Origin of the sequence: Pseudomonas sp. BF-RE-22, assembly GCF_019956155.1 — a bacterium.
In the GTDB taxonomy this organism is placed as follows: domain Bacteria; phylum Pseudomonadota; class Gammaproteobacteria; order Pseudomonadales; family Pseudomonadaceae; genus Aquipseudomonas; species Aquipseudomonas migulae.
The window spans coordinates 1-16,626 of record NZ_JAHBDD010000022.1; the positions used below are offsets into that span (position 1 = coordinate 1).

At 59.5% G+C, this 16,626-nt stretch carries 10 protein-coding genes and 1 rRNA gene; 10 read left to right on the plus strand and 1 reads right to left on the minus strand.

The features are described 5' to 3' along the window. Positions 1–194 precede the first annotated feature (194 nt). The 8 genes from rrf to KGA82_RS12680 all read left to right on the plus strand — a co-directional run bounded on the left by rrf (position 195) and on the right by KGA82_RS12680 (position 12,965). Positions 195–310 (plus strand): 5S ribosomal RNA (rrf, locus tag KGA82_RS12645). A 154-nt stretch (positions 311–464) separates the two neighbouring features. Then, positions 465–3,917 carry an exodeoxyribonuclease V subunit gamma gene (gene recC / locus KGA82_RS12650; protein ID WP_223450567.1) on the plus strand — a complete coding sequence of 1,151 codons (3,453 nt, stop codon included), beginning with the start codon at positions 465–467 and terminating at the stop codon, positions 3,915–3,917. Continuing rightward, positions 3,914–7,606 (plus strand): exodeoxyribonuclease V subunit beta, encoded by a 3,693-nt coding sequence (gene recB / locus KGA82_RS12655; protein ID WP_223450568.1) that lies wholly within the window; start codon positions 3,914–3,916, stop codon positions 7,604–7,606. The genes recC and recB overlap by 4 nt, the downstream gene beginning before the upstream one ends. Beyond that, positions 7,603–9,711 (plus strand): exodeoxyribonuclease V subunit alpha, encoded by a 2,109-nt coding sequence (recD, locus tag KGA82_RS12660; protein ID WP_223450569.1) that lies wholly within the window; start codon positions 7,603–7,605, stop codon positions 9,709–9,711. The genes recB and recD overlap by 4 nt, the downstream gene beginning before the upstream one ends. Before the next feature lie 120 nt (positions 9,712–9,831). Beyond that, the gene (locus tag KGA82_RS12665) at positions 9,832–10,407 is read left to right on the plus strand and encodes a YfiR family protein (protein WP_192417458.1); all 576 of its coding nucleotides are present in this window, start codon (positions 9,832–9,834) and stop codon (positions 10,405–10,407) included. Next, positions 10,404–11,672: a diguanylate cyclase domain-containing protein gene (locus KGA82_RS12670; RefSeq protein WP_223450573.1), complete on the plus strand. Its 1,269-nt coding sequence runs from the start codon at positions 10,404–10,406 to the stop codon at positions 11,670–11,672. The genes KGA82_RS12665 and KGA82_RS12670 overlap by 4 nt, the downstream gene beginning before the upstream one ends. Next, entirely contained in the window at positions 11,672–12,172 is a 501-nt protein-coding gene (locus KGA82_RS12675) for an OmpA family protein (RefSeq protein WP_223450575.1), read from the plus strand. Before KGA82_RS12670 ends, KGA82_RS12675 begins: the two co-directional genes overlap by 1 nt. 79 nt (positions 12,173–12,251) lie before the next feature. Further along, the gene (locus KGA82_RS12680; protein WP_207285315.1) at positions 12,252–12,965 is read left to right on the plus strand and encodes a CatB-related O-acetyltransferase; all 714 of its coding nucleotides are present in this window, start codon (positions 12,252–12,254) and stop codon (positions 12,963–12,965) included. A 16-nt stretch (positions 12,966–12,981) separates the two neighbouring features. Here KGA82_RS12680 and KGA82_RS12685 read toward each other — a convergent pair whose 3' ends face one another. Continuing rightward, positions 12,982–13,929 (minus strand): LysR family transcriptional regulator, encoded by a 948-nt coding sequence (locus KGA82_RS12685; protein WP_008024087.1) that lies wholly within the window; start codon positions 13,927–13,929, stop codon positions 12,982–12,984. Between the two features lie 149 nt (positions 13,930–14,078). On the opposite strand from KGA82_RS12685, the gene KGA82_RS12690 reads away from it, so the two are divergent. Both KGA82_RS12690 and mmsB read left to right on the plus strand, forming a co-directional pair. Further along, positions 14,079–15,605 carry a CoA-acylating methylmalonate-semialdehyde dehydrogenase gene (locus KGA82_RS12690; protein ID WP_008024085.1) on the plus strand — a complete coding sequence of 509 codons (1,527 nt, stop codon included), beginning with the start codon at positions 14,079–14,081 and terminating at the stop codon, positions 15,603–15,605. Between the two features lie 10 nt (positions 15,606–15,615). Next, the gene (gene mmsB / locus KGA82_RS12695) at positions 15,616–16,503 is read left to right on the plus strand and encodes a 3-hydroxyisobutyrate dehydrogenase (RefSeq protein WP_008040816.1); all 888 of its coding nucleotides are present in this window, start codon (positions 15,616–15,618) and stop codon (positions 16,501–16,503) included. Positions 16,504–16,626 lie beyond the last annotated feature (123 nt).

The following is a 16,626-nucleotide window of genomic DNA, read 5'->3' on the forward strand; positions in this document are numbered from 1 at the left end:
GTGAGGCGTTGAGCTAACCAATACTAATTGCCCGTGAGGCTTGACCATATAACACCCAAGCAATTTGACTACTCGAAAGAGCATCAGATTGCGGTGTGTGAAGACGCAATGAACCGAAAGTTCGAGAAGCAACACACAAACTATCGCATACCCAATTCGCTGGAACGTCGCAAGACGCGTCAGCTCAAGAATTTCTTGACGACCATAGAGCATTGGAACCACCTGATCCCATCCCGAACTCAGCAGTGAAACGATGCATCGCCGATGGTAGTGTGGGGTTTCCCCATGTGAGAGTAGGTCATCGTCAAGATTAAATTCCGAAACCCCAATTGCGAAAGCAGTTGGGGTTTTGTTTTGCCCGCAGGAAAGTTCGTACAGCATTACCGGACAGCTCCCGGCTGTCACAGTCTCCCGACAATGCTAAGGTTCGGCCCTAGCTTTTGTATTTTTCCAAGGAAGCCTTTATGCCGGACGCGATGTCCCTCAGTGCTGGTTTTATGGTGGTTCACGGTAACCGCCTGGACGAGCTGCGCAGCCTGGTGGTCAGCTGGATGCGGCGATACCCGCTGGCTCCCTTGGAAAATGAAATCGCTCTGGTGCAGAGCAACGGCATCGCCCAGTGGCTAAAGCTGGCACTGGCAGAAGACCCGGAAGAGGACGATATGGGCGGCTGCGGAATCGCCGCAGCCATCGACGTGCAATTACCGGGCAGCTTCATGTGGCAGCTCTATCGCATGGTGCTTGGACGAGATGAAATTCCTGCCAAGTCTTTGCTCGATAAGGCCCCGCTGACCTGGCGACTCATGCGACTGCTTCCGCAGTTGATCGGTCAGCCCCACTTCGAACCTCTGCAACGCTTTCTGACCAATGACACCGATCTGCGCAAACGCTATCAACTGGCTGAGCGGCTGGCAGACCTGTTCGACCAATATCAGGTGTACCGAGCCGACTGGCTTGAAGACTGGGCTGAAGGTCGTCATCAATTACGCAACGGTCGGGGTGAAGCGAAACCCCTGACCCCGGCCAACTGCTGGCAGGCGGAATTGTGGCGTGCGTTGTTGCTGGATGTGGGGGAGCAAGGCATGGCGCAAAGTCGTGCTGGCGTCCATCAACGATTTATCGAGCGCATTAACAACCTCGATGTCGCCCCCGACGGATTACCATCCCGAGTGATCGTTTTCGGGATTTCTTCGCTTCCCGCTCAGGCTCTGGAAGCACTCGCCGGTCTGGCCCGTTTCAGCCAGGTTCTGCTTTGCGTGCACAACCCATGTCGTCACCATTGGGCGGACATCGTCGCTGATAAAGACCTGTTACGGCATCAATACAAACGTCAGGCTCGTAAGAGTGGCATGCCGGTCGTGCTGGATTCGCAAACCCTGCATCAGCATGCACATCCGCTGTTGGCAGCGTGGGGTAAACAAGGGCGGGACTACATTAATCTGCTCGACAGCTACGACGATCCCAACAGCTATCGCTCGGCGTTTCGTGATGGGCGCATTGATCTGTTCAGTGACAGCCAGCCACAGAATCTGTTGAACCAGCTGCAGGACGACATCCTCGAATTGCGTCCTCTGAATGAAACGCGCGAACGCTGGCCGGCAGTCGATACAGACGCGGATCAATCGATCCGTTTTCACATTGCCCACAGTGCTCAGCGCGAAGTAGAGATACTCCACGATCAGTTGCTCGCACGCTTCAGTGCTGATCCTGGGTTAAGACCGCGCGACATTATCGTGATGGTTCCGGACATCGACAGTTATGCACCGCATATTCGCGCTGTGTTCGGCCAGCTTGAGCGCCATGACCCACGCTTCATTCCATTCACGCTCGCAGATCAAGGCCAGCGCGGTCGTGACCCGTTGCTGATTGCTGTCGAACACCTGCTCAAACTGCCCGACAGTCGCTTCCCCGTCAGTGAGATCCTTGATCTGCTGGACGTTCCAGCGTTGCGCGCTCGCTTCGGTGTAGAGGAACGTGACCTGCCGACCCTGCATCGCTGGATCGAAGGCGCGGGCATCCGCTGGGGCATGAGCGCCGAGCAACGAGCGGGGCTTGGATTGCCGCAGGAACTGGAGCAAAACAGTTGGCGATTCGGCTTGCGGCGGATGTTGCTTGGGTATGCAGTCGGCAGCGCCGGTGCCTGCCAAGGTATCGAGCCCTACGATGAGATTGGTGGTCTGGACGCAGCGCTGATAGGTCCATTAGTAGCGCTCCTGGATGCGCTTGAAATTGCTCACCAGGAACTCACCCGACCTGCGCCGCCCCTGCAATGGGGGATGCGCCTGCAAGCGTTGGTGCAGTTGTTTTTCCAGGCCAGTAATGAGCACGACGACTACTTGCTTGCCCAGCTCGAAGAGTTGCGTGAAACCTGGCTTGAGACCTGTGAGTCTGTCGGTCTGCATGACGAGTTGCCGTTGACCGTAGTTCGTGAAGCCTGGCTCGCCGGTCTCGATCAGGGGCGCTTGTCCCAACGTTTTCTCGCCGGTGCAGTTAACTTCTGCACCCTGATGCCCATGCGCGCGATCCCGTTCAAGCTGGTCTGCCTGCTTGGGATGAATGATGGCGATTATCCGCGTGCGCAACCGCCACTGGACTTCGACCTGATGGGCAGCGATTACCGTCCGGGTGATCGCTCCCGGCGCGAAGATGACCGCTATCTGTTGTTGGAAGCGCTATTGTCAGCGCGTAACCAGCTCTACATCAGTTGGGTTGGCCGCAGCATTCGCGATAACAGCGAGCGCCCGGCTTCTGTGCTGATTGGCCAACTGCGCGACCATCTGGCCAGCGGATGGCGACTGCAAAATGCCGATGAAGACTTGCTTGAGGCAATGACTCAGGAGCACCCGTTACAGCCGTTCAGTGCCCGCTATTTCCACGAAGGCGATGACTTGTTCAGCTACGCCAGCGAATGGCAGGTGCTTCATCATGCTGTTGAGTCGGCAGCCGATAACGGCATCCTCGCCCCCTATGTTCAGGAAGAGCCGCTAAGCCTTGGCCAACTGCAGGACTTTCTGCGCAACCCGGTGCGACACTTCTTCAGTCAGCGGCTGAAGGTGTTCTTTGAAGCGGCTGAAGTGCCGCTTGCCGATGAGGAGCCATTTGTCCTCGACGCGCTGCAACGCTACAGCCTCAGCGACAGTTTGCTCGACGCCGCGCTGGAGCATCTGGATCAACCCGATCAGGCTTTGGAGGCGCAGGCCAAGCGTCTGCAAAACAGCGGCCTGCTGCCCATGGCCGGCTTTGGCGAATGCCTGCAACGGGAATTGATCGAGCCATTGCCGGATCTGCTGCAGCGTTATCAACAGCTTTTGGCCCTATGGCCGACACCGCTCACCAGCGCTTTACCTGTGAGTCTTGAGCTGCAAGGGCTGCGCCTCGAAGGTTGGCTCAGCGGTCTGCATCAGCGAGCCGACGGTGGTTTGCTGTCGGTCACCACGATTCCCAACAGCATCGGCTCGATCAAATCTCGCAAATGGCATCGTCTGACACGGTCATGGGTCAATCATCTGGTTGCCAGCGCCAGTGGAATGGCCATGACCACTGCGCTGGTGGCAAGTGACGACAGCCTGCTGCTCGGTCCGATGGAGAAGTATGTTGCATTCCGGACCTTGAGCGACCTGCTGATGGCCTGGCAAGCAGGCATGCGCCAACCTCTACCCATTGCAGTAAAAACGGCGTTTGCCTGGCTGGCCCAGACTGATCCTGCCAAAGCCGACGCCGCTGCTCGCAAGGCCTATGAAGGCGACGGTTTGACCACTGATGGCGAGCGCCGCGAAAGTCCCGCGCTTGCCCGGCAGTTCAGCGACTATGACGCACTGATTGCCGACGAGACCTTCGCCGATTGGTGCAACGCCTTGTACAAGCCAATGCTGGAAGCCCCTTGGCGCTCATTGACCAGCGAGGAGCCGCGCTCATGACCAGCCAGACACCGTTGGCCCTGGCGTTCCCGCTGCGCGGCAGTCAACTGATCGAGGCCAGTGCCGGGACCGGCAAGACCTTCACTATTTCCGCGTTGTACCTGCGTCTGGTCTTGGGCCACGGCGGGGAATCGAGCGGATTTGGACGTGAACTGTTACCGCCGCAAATCCTCGTAGTGACGTTCACCGACGCCGCGACCAAAGAGCTGCGCGAACGCATTCGAACGCGTCTTGCCGAAGCGGCACGTTTTTTCCGCGATGAAACACCGGCGCCGGATGCCCTGATTGCAGAGCTGCGTGAACAGTACCTTCCCGAGCAGTGGCCCGGATGCGCAAACCGTCTGGACATCGCTGCTCAGTGGATGGACGAAGCGGCTGTCTCGACCATCCACAGTTGGTGTCAGCGCATGTTGCGCGAGCACGCGTTCGACAGTGGCAGCCTGTTTACCCAGACCCTGGAAACCGATCACAGTGATTTGCTCGGCGAGGTTCTGCGCGATTACTGGCGATTGTTTTGTTACCCGATGCAAGGCGATGCGCTGAATTGGGTGCGCGGTAATTGGGGCGGGCCCGCAGCCCTGTTGCCGCGAGTTCGTGGTTTGTTCGCCAGTGAGCGCCACAGCACTGAAGGCAAAGAGCCTGTCGAGCTGATCACTGAGTGTCTGCAAGAGCGACGAGCCGCATTGCTCGAACTCAAAATGCCTTGGCGTCAATGGGCGGACGAGTTGCTTGCCATCTGTCATGAGGGCGTCGCGAGTAAAAGCGTCGACGGTCGGAAGATGCAGGCACGCTATTTCGAACCCTGGTTCGAAAAGATAAAAGCCTGGGCCGAAGATGAATCGCTTGAGCAGTTGGATATTGGCACCGGCTTCACTCGCCTGACGCCTGATGGCATGGCTGAGGCGTGGAAAAAGGGCGAAGCGCCCAATCACCCTGGACTGGACGCAATGCCTGGCCTCAAGGCCAGTCTCGACAGATTGCCGACCCCCGATGCGGCAGTCCTGCAACACGCCGCTCAGTGGGTAGGCGCGCGGTTCGAGGAGGAAAAACGTCGCCGCGCGGAAATGGGTTTCGATGACATGCTGTTGCGCCTCGATGTCGCGTTGCAAGCCGAGGGCGGCGAACGTTTGGCAACCCTGATCCGCGAGCAATTTCCGGTAGCGTTGATCGACGAATTCCAGGATACCGACCCGGTTCAGTACCAGATCTTCGAAAGCATCTATCGTATCGAGGACAACAATCCTGAATGCGGCCTGTTCCTGATCGGCGACCCGAAGCAGGCGATCTACGCCTTCCGTGGTGCTGACATCTATACCTATCTGCGTGCCCGCCAGGCCACCACTGGCCGGTTGCATACCCTGGGCACCAACTTCCGTTCCAGTCATGGCATGGTCGATGCGGTGAACCATGTGTTCGAGCGCGCCGAGTCGCGGGAAGCGGGGCGGGGCGCATTTCTGTTCCGTGAAAAAAATGGCGAAAATCCGGTGCCGTTCCTGCCGGTCGACTCCCAGGGCCGCAAAGAAGTTTTGCAGGTTAAGGGTCAGGTTGTACCCGCTCTGAACATCTGGCATCTGCCCGCCGAGCAACCATTGTCCGGCGCCGTTTACCGACAGCAATTAGCCGCCGCTTGCGCCAGCGAAATCACCGCTTTGCTCAATGGCGGACAACAAGGCCAGGCGGGTTTCATCCAGGACGGCAAGGACTTCAAAGGTTTGCTGCCAGCGGATATTGCGATCCTGGTACGTGACGGCAAAGAGGCCCAGGCCGTGCGCGCCGAACTCACGGCCCGGGGCGTGCGTAGCGTGTATCTGTCGGACAAGGACTCGGTGTTCGCCGCACAGGAAGCTCATGACCTGCTGACCTGGCTCAAGGCCTGCGCCGAGCCGGATGTCGAGCGTCCGCTGCGAGCGGCGTTGGCCTGTATCACGCTGAATCTGTCGCTGGCTGAGCTGGAACGCTTGAATCAGGACGAGTTGGCGTGGGAAGCGCGGGTCATGCAGTTCCGCGGTTATCGCGAACTCTGGCGCAAACAGGGTGTGCTGCCGATGCTGCGTCGCTTGCTGCATGACTTCCAGCTACCTCAGGCACTGATTGCGCGAAGCGACGGCGAGCGTGTGCTGACCAACCTGTTGCACTTGTCCGAACTGCTGCAACAGGCGGCCGCCGAACTCGATGGCGAGCAAGCATTGATCCGGCATTTATCCGAACACCTGGCGTTGTCCGGCCAGGCTGGCGAAGAGCAGATACTGCGTCTGGAGAGCGACGAGCAACTGGTCAAGGTCGTGACGATTCACAAGTCCAAGGGGCTTGAGTATCCGTTGGTGTTCCTGCCGTTCGTGTGTTCGGCGAAGCCGGTCGACGGCAGCCGCTTGCCGCTGCATTACCACGACGAGACCGGCAAGGCCCAGGTGACGTTGAAGCCGACACCCGAGTTGATCGCGCTGGCCGATCATGAGCGCCTGGCCGAGGATCTGCGCTTGTTGTATGTGGCCTTGACCCGTGCACAACATGCCTGTTGGCTCGGTGTTACGGACCTCAAGCGCGGCAATAACAACAGCTCGGTGCTGCACCTTTCGGCACTGGGTTATTTGCTGGGCGGTGGTGCGCCATTGACCGAATCGGCGGGGTTGACGCGTTGGCTTGAAGACTTGCAGCAGGACTGTCCGGCGCTGAACTACAGTGAAATGCCTGAAGAAACCGCCGAGCATTACCACCCGCCGCAAAACGATGCGACATTGCTTGCCCCGCTGATTCCCAAACGCAAGGCCAGCGAAAACTGGTGGATTGCCTCCTACAGCGCCCTGCGCATTGGCGACAGCCTGAGCGTGGGCAGTGACGAAGCACCGGAAAACCCGCAAGCGCAAAAGCTGTTTGACGACGAGCGCCTTGACCCGGAAGCGCCGCGAGAAGTGGTCGCTGGCGGTGCAGATATCCATCGCTTCCCTCGGGGTCCGAATCCCGGCACCTTTCTCCATGGTTTGCTTGAATGGGCCGGTAACGAAGGTTTTGCCGCCACACCACAAGCCGTGGAAGATGCCATTGCCCGCCGCTGCAACCGTCGTGGCTGGGAAGGCTGGATCACCACGCTGAGCGATTGGCTGCAGCACCTGCTCAAGTCCCCGCTGCACATCGGTGCCGGACAGGCGCCAGTGATATTCGAGCAATTGACCCAGTACCGCGTCGAGATGGAATTCTGGTTCGCCAGCCATAAAGTCGATGTGCTCAAACTCGACGAACTGGTCCGCCAATACACCCACAACGGCGTTGCCCGTGTTGCAGCCGAACCGGTGTTGCTCAATGGCATGTTCAAAGGTTTCATCGATCTGACGTTCGAGCATGATGGTCGCTATTACGTCGCCGATTACAAATCCAATTGGCTGGGCGTCGATGACATGGCTTATACCGAGCAAGCCATGGAGCAGTCGATTCTGGACAATCGCTACGACCTGCAATACGTGCTGTACCTGTTGGCCCTGCACCGCCAACTCAAGGCGCGGCTTGCCGATTACGATTACGACCGGCACGTCGGTGGGGCGCTGTATCTGTTCCTGCGTGGCACCCGCGCATCCAGTCAGGGCGTGTATTTCGCCCGTCCGCCAAGAGAACTGATCGAGCGTCTTGACCGGCTGTTCCAGGGCAAGCCAGAACCCAAGGCCGAACCCGCCTGGGAACAGGGAGTACTGCTATGAGTCGCACCTTCGCCGATTTGCTGCCGACGCCATTGGCAGCGGAAAGTCTGGCGAGTCTGGCACCGTTGAGTCGTGCCGATGACTTGTTGCTGCTGCTCACCCGTTGGGTCGAACGGGGTTGGTTGCGAGCGCTGGACAAGGCCTTCGTTGCGTTCTTGCACGAACTCGCTCCCGACGATGACCCTCTGGTGCTGCTGGCTGCGGCATTGACCAGTCACCAATTGGGCCACGGCCATGTCTGCCTGGACCTTTTCGAGACCCTGAAAGAGCCGGACTTCGCGTTGTCATTGCCGCCGGAAGGCGATCTGCAAAGTGGCGCGATGCTGCTGCCATCACAATTGCTCGAGGCGCTGGACGGCGCCCATTGGTGCAAGGTACTGGCCGCCAGCAATCTGGTCGCATTGGCAGCAGACAGGCGTGAAACGGCTCAACAAAGGCCGTTGGTACTGTCGGGAAAACGCCTTTACCTGCGCCGCTATTGGGCTTACGAGCGGCGTATCGATGACGCCCTGCGTGTGCGTCTGGCCGAACACGAAACCACACCGAGTGATCTGCCCCAACGTCTTGTCGGTTTGTTCGGCCAGGCCAAGCCTGGCGAGCTGATCGACTGGCAGAAACTCGCGTGTGCCTTGGCGACCCGCAGTGCCTTCAGTATCGTCACCGGCGGCCCGGGGACGGGCAAGACCACCACGGTCGTGCGCTTGCTGGCATTGCTTCAGGCGCCGGCGGTGGAGGCTGGCAAACCACTGCGCATTCGGCTCGCCGCCCCCACCGGGAAAGCTGCGGCACGGTTGACGGAGTCCATCAGCCAACAAGTCCGCACGCTGGAAGTCGCTGAAGCCGTGCGAGATAAAATTCCGTCAGACGTGACCACCGTGCACCGTCTGCTCGGCAGTCGGCCCGGTACGCGACATTTCCGGCACCACGCCGGTAACCGTTTGCCGCTGGATGTGCTGGTGGTGGATGAAGCCTCAATGATTGACCTGGAGATGATGGCCAATCTTCTCGACGCGATGCCGGCCCATGCCCGACTGATTCTGCTGGGTGACAAGGACCAACTGGCCTCGGTGGAGGCCGGCGCTGTGTTGGGTGATCTGTGCCGCGACGCCGAGGCCGGTTGGTATAGCCCGCAGACGCGTCAGTGGCTGGAAACGGTCAGTGGTGAAAACCTCGCAGCCAGTGGTTTGCAAGAAGACACTCACGGGACTCATCCACTGGCCCAGCAAGTGGTAATGCTGCGTCACTCGCGCCGGTTCGGCGAGGGAAGCGGCATTGGCCAACTGGCGCGCTGGGTCAACCGGCAACAACCCGAAGAAGCTCGGCAGCTGCTGGCGGCTCGAAGCCACGGCGATGTATTTTCCCTGCCCCTCAAGGGTGAACAGGACCGGACGCTGGAACGCTTGTTGCTCGAAGGTCATGGTGATGGGCCGCAAGGCTACCGGCATTACCTCAGCCTGCTGCGCCACCTGCGGCCACCGCCCGACAGCTCGCTTGAGGATTCACGCTGGACCGATTGGGCGCGCCAGGTGCTGCAAGCCTTCGACGCCTTCCAGTTGTTGTGTGCCGTTCGTAAAGGGCCATGGGGTGTGGAAGGTTTGAATCAGCGCGTGACCGATGCGTTGCTCAAGGCCCGATTGATCGACAGCAATCAGCAGTGGTACGAAGGCCGGCCGGTGCTGATGACCCGTAACGACTATGGCTTGGGTTTGATGAACGGCGACATCGGCATTGCCCTCAAGCTGCCAGAGCGCGATGGCCCCGAGGCGGGTCGTCAGGTATTGCGCGTGGCCTTCCCGCGCAATGATGGCCAGGGTGGCGTGCGTTTTGTCCTGCCGAGTCGGCTCAATGATGTCGAAACCGTGTACGCCATGACCGTGCACAAATCCCAGGGCTCCGAGTTTGCCCATACGGCGCTGATTTTGCCGGACGCCCTGAACCCGGTTCTGACCAAGGAGCTGATCTATACCGGCATTACCCGGGCCAAGGACTGGTTCACATTGATCGAACCACGTGCCGGAGTGTTTGAAGAGGCGGTGCGACGCAAGGTCAAGCGGTTGAGCGGGTTGATGCTGGAGTTGGACGAGGCCGTCGAGCCGAGGCAATAAATGGCGGCGGCACCGGACGCCGGAAACTGTCCGAAGTGCCGTCGTACGTGGCCTCGCTGGTGTTTCAGCGCTGTGCTATCGTTGCGGCACCCTCCCGTTACGACCGAAGAGAATCCCTGCATGAAGGTGGCTGTCTGGATGACAGAGTGCGTTGCTGGCTGCAAGCAGGCCGTACTTGCAGGCTTTCTCTGTTTGCTGAGCGGCTTCGTTTTCGCTCAAACGCAAACCCCACCAGGCATGGCCGACCAGCGCGCCAAATCGGTCACGCAGGTTGTACTTGGGATACTCAGCTATGCCCGCTGGCCAGTCGAGCCCGCACAACTTCGTTTGTGCATCGTCGGCCCTACCGAATACACCGACGACCTGGTCAAGGGCACCACCCAGGCCACCGGCCGACCCGTTACCGTGCGCCGCCTGCTGGCCGACAACCCATCCATTGTCAGTGAGTGCGACGCGGTGTACATCGGCAAATTGACCAGCGAAGAGCGCAGCCGGTTGTTCGCTTCGCTGAGCGGGCATCCGGTGTTGAGCATCAGCGAAAGCGACGATCAATGCACCGTCGGCAGTCTGTTCTGTTTGCGTGTCGGCGATGAACAAGTGTCCTTTGAGGTCAACCTCGATTCCGTCGCCCGCAGCGGCGTGCGAATTCACCCAAGTGTGCTGCAACTGTCCCGCCGCAAACCGGCGGCGCCATGAGTCTATTCAAGCCGGGCAGTCGTCCGACCTTGCGTTCGGTCATTGGCCGCGGTCATTTGATCGTCGCGCTGGTCGGCGTGGCCATGGCCAGCATCTCGCTGACGCTGCTCGGCGTCCTGGCGTTGCGGGTCTATGCCGACCACAACCTGCATTTGATTGCGCGCTCCATCAACTACACCGTGGAAGCTGCCGTGGTGTTCAATGACAAAGCCGCCGCCACTGAAGCGCTGGCGCTGATCGCCTCCACCGAAGAAGTGGCGGATGCCCAAGTGCTGGACTTGCAAGGCAAGTTGTTGGCGCGTTGGCAGCGGCCGGAAACCGGATTGTTCTCTGATCTCGAAATGCAGATGGCCAAAGCCTTTCTGGAAGAGCCCATCAGCATGCCGATCATCCATCAAGGTCAGGAAATCGGCAGCACTCTGCTGATCGGCCACGGCGGCAGCCTGATGCGCTTCTTGCTCAGCGGTCTGGTGGGCATCGTTCTGTGCACCGCCGCCAGTGCCTGGGTAGCGCTTTATCTGGCTCGCCGACAACTGCGCGGGATCACAGGGCCGCTGCGCAGTCTGGCGTTCGTGGCGCACGCCGCGCGCAGCGAACGTGCCTTCGACCAGCGTGTACCGCCTGCCGACATCGCCGAACTCGATAACCTGGGCAATGACTTCAATGCCCTGCTCGATGAACTCGAATCCTGGCAAACCCACCTGCAAAGCGAGAATGAAACCCTCGCCCACCAGGCCAGTCATGACAGCCTCACCGGGTTGCCGAACCGGGCGTTTTTCGAAGGACGATTGATTCGTGCGCTGCGCAACGCCAACAAGCTCAACGAGCGGGTAGCGGTGCTGTTTCTCGACAGTGACCGGTTCAAGGAAATCAACGACACCTTCGGTCACGCCGCTGGCGATGCAGTGTTGGTCGCAGTCGCCAATCGGGTTCGCGCGCAACTGCGCGAAGAGGATCTGGTGGCGCGTCTTGGGGGGGACGAGTTTGCTGTCCTGCTGACACCGCTGCACAAGACCGAAGACGCCGAGCGGATCGCCGATAAAATCATTGCCAGCATGGAAGTGCCGATCCCGTTGCCGGGTCATACTCAGGTTTTGACTTCCCTGAGCATCGGCATTGCCGTGTACCCGGATCATGGTGCTACACCGGGTGCTCTGCTCAATGCTGCCGATGCGGCCATGTACCAGGCCAAACGCTTTTCCAGAGGTGCGCAGCACACGTCAGGGTCGGAGCACCCTGTCGCCGATGTTCAAACCAGGAGCTAATGTCCGTGTTCTCATTCAATCTGCGATTTCTTGCGATCCCCTTGTTCATGGTTTTGCTGGCACTGACCGGTTGCCAGACGGCACCACAAAAAGGTTTGAGTCCGGCACAGGTTGCAGTGCTGCAACAGCAAGGTTTCGAGTTGACCGACGAGGGCTGGGCGTTTGGCTTGTCCGGCAAAGTGTTGTTTGGCAGTGATGTCGAAAGCTTGAATCCGCAGAGCACCGAGATCGTCGAGCGCATTGGCAAGGCGTTGCTGGGTGTCGGGATCGATCGGGTGCGGGTTGATGGTCACACCGATGCGTCGGGCAAAGAGACCTACAACGAACAGCTGTCCCTGCGCCGCTCGAACAGCGTCGGCAAGGTTCTGATCGCGGTTGGCATGAAAGAGCAGAATATCCAGCTAAGGGGCTTTGGCAGCAGTGAACCGGTAGCCTCCAACGACAACGCGGCCGGTCGAACCGAAAACCGTCGGGTGTCGATTGTGGTGAGCGCCGATTGATCGGCTGCCTCCCTTTTTAACTATTTTTTTTGGGGGGAATTCATACCCCCGTAGATGAACGGAACACGACGACTGCCACATGGAAAAAATAATAAATTACTGCCGCAACCACTTCTGGAAAAAATGGCTTCGCCAGCATAAATGCAAGATCGCTGGCGGGGTGTCATCGCTTAACGCCAAAACCACGTTGCTGGTGGAAGAGAATGTTTCGCTCGGCCATGTGGTTGTCGGCACCAAACGGTTGAGCATTGGTGCCCACACGTACATTCGAAGTGGTTGCGTGCTGTCCGCGGTGTCATCGATAGGACGGTTTTGTTCGATTGGAAATGACTGCTACATCGGGCAAGACAAAAATACCCACCCGTCCGATTGGGTCAGTTCGCACCCCTTCCAATTTACCCGTACAAAACTGTCCTTCGAACCAGAGATCGTTGATGTAACGATCGGCGACGACGTCTGGATCGGACATGGCGCCATGATCATGGAAGGTGTCACGGTGGGCACGGGTGCCATCATCGCCACCCGCGCACTGGTTGCCCACGATGTGCCGCCCTATGCAGTAGTCGCCGGGATTCCGGCGAAGGTCATCAAGTATCGGCACCCGCCAGAGGTTGTGGCGCAGTTGCTTGAGAGCAAATGGTGGGAATGTAGTGTCGATTTTCTTCTGAGCTTGCGTTTGGACGATCCCCGTACTTCCCTGCCAATGATTATCGAGTCACACAAGGCCAACCGGGTTGTTTACAAGCGGCTGGAAGTCACCCGCAAGGGCTGCCAATTGGCTAGCCCACTTTGAACATCTGCTCAGCCGCTCAGTCCGTAAACCGTAGCTCCCGCGTTTCGCCCAGTAATAACGGGCGGTTTAGCTCGGTCACTTCGCGGATGTAATCCCACAACAGGGTAATCCGCTTGAGCTTGCGCAGGTCCTCGCGGCAGTACATCCAGAACTGCCGGGTGATGTTGATTTCCTCCGGCAACACCGGCAGCAACCGCGGATCCTGAGCCGCGAGGAAGCACGGCAGGATCGCCAGCGAACGCCCTTGCTGCGCTGCCACGAACTGCGCAATCACGCTGGTGCTGCGCAAGTTGGCGCTGGCGCCGGGCAGCACGTTCGCCAGGTACAGCAGCTCCGAACTGAAAGCCAGGTCGTCGACATAACTGATAAATGAATGCTTGCCCAAGTCCGCCGGGCGCCGGATCGGTGGGTGTTTGTCCAGATAGTCCTGGGTCGCGTACAGCTGCAACCGGTAGTCGCAGAGTTTGCAGCAGACGTACGGGCCATGCTCCGGACGTTCCAGGGCGATGACGATGTCCGCCTCGCGTTTGGACAGGCTGATGAAGTGCGGCAGCGGCAGGATGTCCACCGAGATCGCCGGGTAGGCGTCGACGAAATGGCTCAGTTGCGGGGTGATGAAAAAGCTGCCGAAACCTTCGGTGCAACCCATCCGCACATGACCGGACAGCGCCACGCCGGAACCGGAAACCTGTTCGCACGCCATGTGCAGCGTGCTCTCGATCGACTCGGCGTAACCCAGTAAACGCTGACCCTCAGCGGTCAGGACAAAACCGCTGGTCCGGGACTTCTCGAACAACAATGTACCCAATGCCGCTTCCAGCGAGCTGATACGCCGCGACACCGTGGTGTAGTCCACCGCCAGGCGCTTGGCCGCGGTGCTGGCCTTGCGGGTGCGGGCCACTTCGAGGAAAAACTTGAGGTCATCCCAGTTCAGCGAACCTAAAGACGTGATGTTTTTTTGCATGATGGACCGGCTTTTATGTGCGTTCTTATTAGAAGTTTGCACATCTATACTCCAAAAACAGTCCGACAACCAATTCGCGACACACGCCTCATCTCAAGGCGACTTATCCGCCTTGGCTCCCTGCATAACAACAAGTCCAGGAGACCAGCATGAACGCATCGCTCACGCCCAACGAAACCACTGTCCAGAACGTCAAACTGTTGATCGACGGCGAGTGGGTCGAGTCCCAGACCACTGAGTGGCACGACATCGTCAACCCGGCGACTCAGCAAGTACTGGCCAAGGTTCCGTTTGCCACCGCCTCGGAAGTCGACGCCGCGATCAGCGCCGCCCATCGCGCCTTCCAGACCTGGAAGCTGACGCCGATCGGCGCCCGCATGCGCATCATGCTCAAGCTCCAGGCGTTGATTCGCGAACACTCCAAGCGTATCGCCGTGGTGCTCAGCAACGAACAGGGCAAGACCATTGCCGACGCTGAAGGCGATATTTTCCGAGGCCTGGAAGTCGTCGAACACGCGTGCTCCATCGGCAGCCTGCAAATGGGCGAGTTCGCCGAGAACGTCGCAGGCGGCGTCGATACCTACACCTTGCGTCAGCCAATCGGTGTTTGCGCCGGTATCACCCCGTTCAACTTCCCGGCGATGATTCCGCTGTGGATGTTCCCGATGGCCATCGCCTGCGGCAACACCTTCGTGCTCAAGCCGTCCGAACAGGACCCGATGTCGACCATGCTGCTGGTGGAGCTGGCGATTGAAGCAGGCGTTCCGGCGGGCGTGCTCAACGTGGTTCACGGCGGCAAGGACGTGGTGGACGCGCTCTGCACCCACAAAGACATCAAGGCGGTTTCCTTCGTCGGTTCGACTGCCGTCGGTACTCACGTTTATGACCTGGCCGGTAAGCACGGCAAGCGCGTGCAATCGATGATGGGCGCTAAAAACCACGCCGTGGTGCTGCCGGATGCCAACCGCGAACAAGCGCTGAATGCGCTGGTCGGTGCCGGTTTCGGTGCGGCCGGTCAGCGTTGCATGGCAACGTCGGTGGTGGTGTTGGTCGGCGCGGCCAAGCAATGGCTGCCGGACCTGAAAGCGCTGGCGCAGAAGCTCAAGGTCAACGCTGGCAGCGAGCCGGGCACGGACGTTGGTCCGGTGATCTCCAAGCGTGCCAAAGCGCGGATTCTGGATCTGATCGAAAGCGGCATCAAGGAAGGCGCCAAGCTTGAGCTGGATGGTCGTGACATCACGGTTCCCGGCTACGAGAAGGGCAACTTTGTCGGTCCGACCCTGTTCTCTGGCGTGACCCCCGAGATGCAGATCTACACCCAGGAAATCTTCGGCCCGGTACTGGTGGTGCTGGAAGTGAATACGCTCGACGAGGCCATCGCCCTGGTCAACGCCAACCCGTTCGGCAACGGCACGGGCCTGTTCACCCAAAGCGGTGCGGCGGCGCGCAAATTCCAGAACGAAATCGACGTGGGTCAGGTCGGCATCAACATTCCGATTCCGGTGCCGGTCCCGTTCTTCAGCTTCACCGGTTCGCGCGGTTCCAAGCTCGGTGACCTCGGCCCGTATGGCAAGCAAGTGGTGCAGTTCTACACTCAGACCAAGACCGTCACCAGTCGCTGGTTCGATGACGACAGCGTCAACGACGGTGTGAACACCACCATCAACTTGCGTTAAGGAGCCGGACATGAAAATCGCTTTTATCGGTCTCGGCAACATGGGCGCGCCGATGGCGCGCAACCTGATCAAGGCCGGCCATGCGCTGCGACTGGTTGATTTGAACAAAACCGTTCTGGCCGAACTGGAGCAACTGGGCGGCAGCATCAGCGCGACGGCTCGTGAAGCGGCTCAAGGCGCAGAACTGGTGATCACCATGCTGCCCGCCGCTGTGCATGTGCGCAGCGTGTGGCTGGGTGAAGACGGCGTGCTGGCGGGGATCGCCAAAGGCGTGCCGGCCGTGGATTGCAGCACCATCGATCCGCAAACGGCGCGAGATGTGGCGGCGGCCGCGGCCAAGCAAGGCGTGGCCATGGCCGATGCGCCGGTGTCGGGTGGCACTGGCGGTGCAGCAGCCGGGACCCTGACCTTCATGGTCGGCGCCACGCCTGAACTGTTCGCCACCCTGCAACCGGTGCTGGCGCAGATGGGTCGCAACATTGTCCATTGTGGCGAGGTCGGCACCGGGCAAATCGCCAAGATCTGCAACAACCTGCTGCTGGCGATCTCCATGGTTGGCGTCAGCGAAGCCATGGCACTCGGTGATGCACTGGGGATCGACACTGGCGTGCTGGCCGGGATCATCAACAGTTCCACGGGACGTTGCTGGAGTTCGGAGATGTACAACCCGTGGCCGGGCATCGTTGAAACGGCACCTGCGTCGCGAGGTTATACCGGTGGTTTTGGTGCCGAGCTGATGCTCAAGGATCTGGGACTTGCCACGGAAGCGGCACGTCAGGCGCACCAACCGGTGGTGCTCGGCGCGGTGGCCCAGCAGTTGTATCAGGCGATGAGCCAGCGTGGGGAAGGGGGTAAAGACTTCTCGGCGATCATCAACAGCTATCGCAAACCGCAATAACGACCTGCTTCAACCTGTGGGAGCGAGCCGGCTCGCGATGGTCGTTAACGATAACGCGGGGAATCTGACCCCCCGCGTTGCTCTCGAGTTTTTCGCCAGCAAGCCGGCTCCTACAGGTGTGTG

Bases quoted from the DNA above. Each gene is read 5' to 3' on its own strand.
- KGA82_RS12670 (WP_223450573.1), top strand. From the start codon at position 10,404: ATGAGTCTATTCAAGCCGGGCAGTCGTCCGACCTTGCGTTCGGTCATT.
- KGA82_RS12690 (WP_008024085.1), top strand. From the start codon at position 14,079: ATGAACGCATCGCTCACGCCCAACGAAACCACTGTCCAGAACGTCAAA.
- KGA82_RS12680 (WP_207285315.1), top strand. From the start codon at position 12,252: ATGGAAAAAATAATAAATTACTGCCGCAACCACTTCTGGAAAAAATGG.
- mmsB (WP_008040816.1), top strand. From the start codon at position 15,616: ATGAAAATCGCTTTTATCGGTCTCGGCAACATGGGCGCGCCGATGGCG.
- recB (WP_223450568.1), top strand. From the start codon at position 3,914: ATGACCAGCCAGACACCGTTGGCCCTGGCGTTCCCGCTGCGCGGCAGT.
- KGA82_RS12675 (WP_223450575.1), top strand. From the start codon at position 11,672: ATGTCCGTGTTCTCATTCAATCTGCGATTTCTTGCGATCCCCTTGTTC.
- recD (WP_223450569.1), top strand. From the start codon at position 7,603: ATGAGTCGCACCTTCGCCGATTTGCTGCCGACGCCATTGGCAGCGGAA.
- KGA82_RS12685 (WP_008024087.1), bottom strand. From the start codon at position 13,929: ATGCAAAAAAACATCACGTCTTTAGGTTCGCTGAACTGGGATGACCTC.
- recC (WP_223450567.1), top strand. From the start codon at position 465: ATGCCGGACGCGATGTCCCTCAGTGCTGGTTTTATGGTGGTTCACGGT.
- KGA82_RS12665 (WP_192417458.1), top strand. From the start codon at position 9,832: ATGAAGGTGGCTGTCTGGATGACAGAGTGCGTTGCTGGCTGCAAGCAG.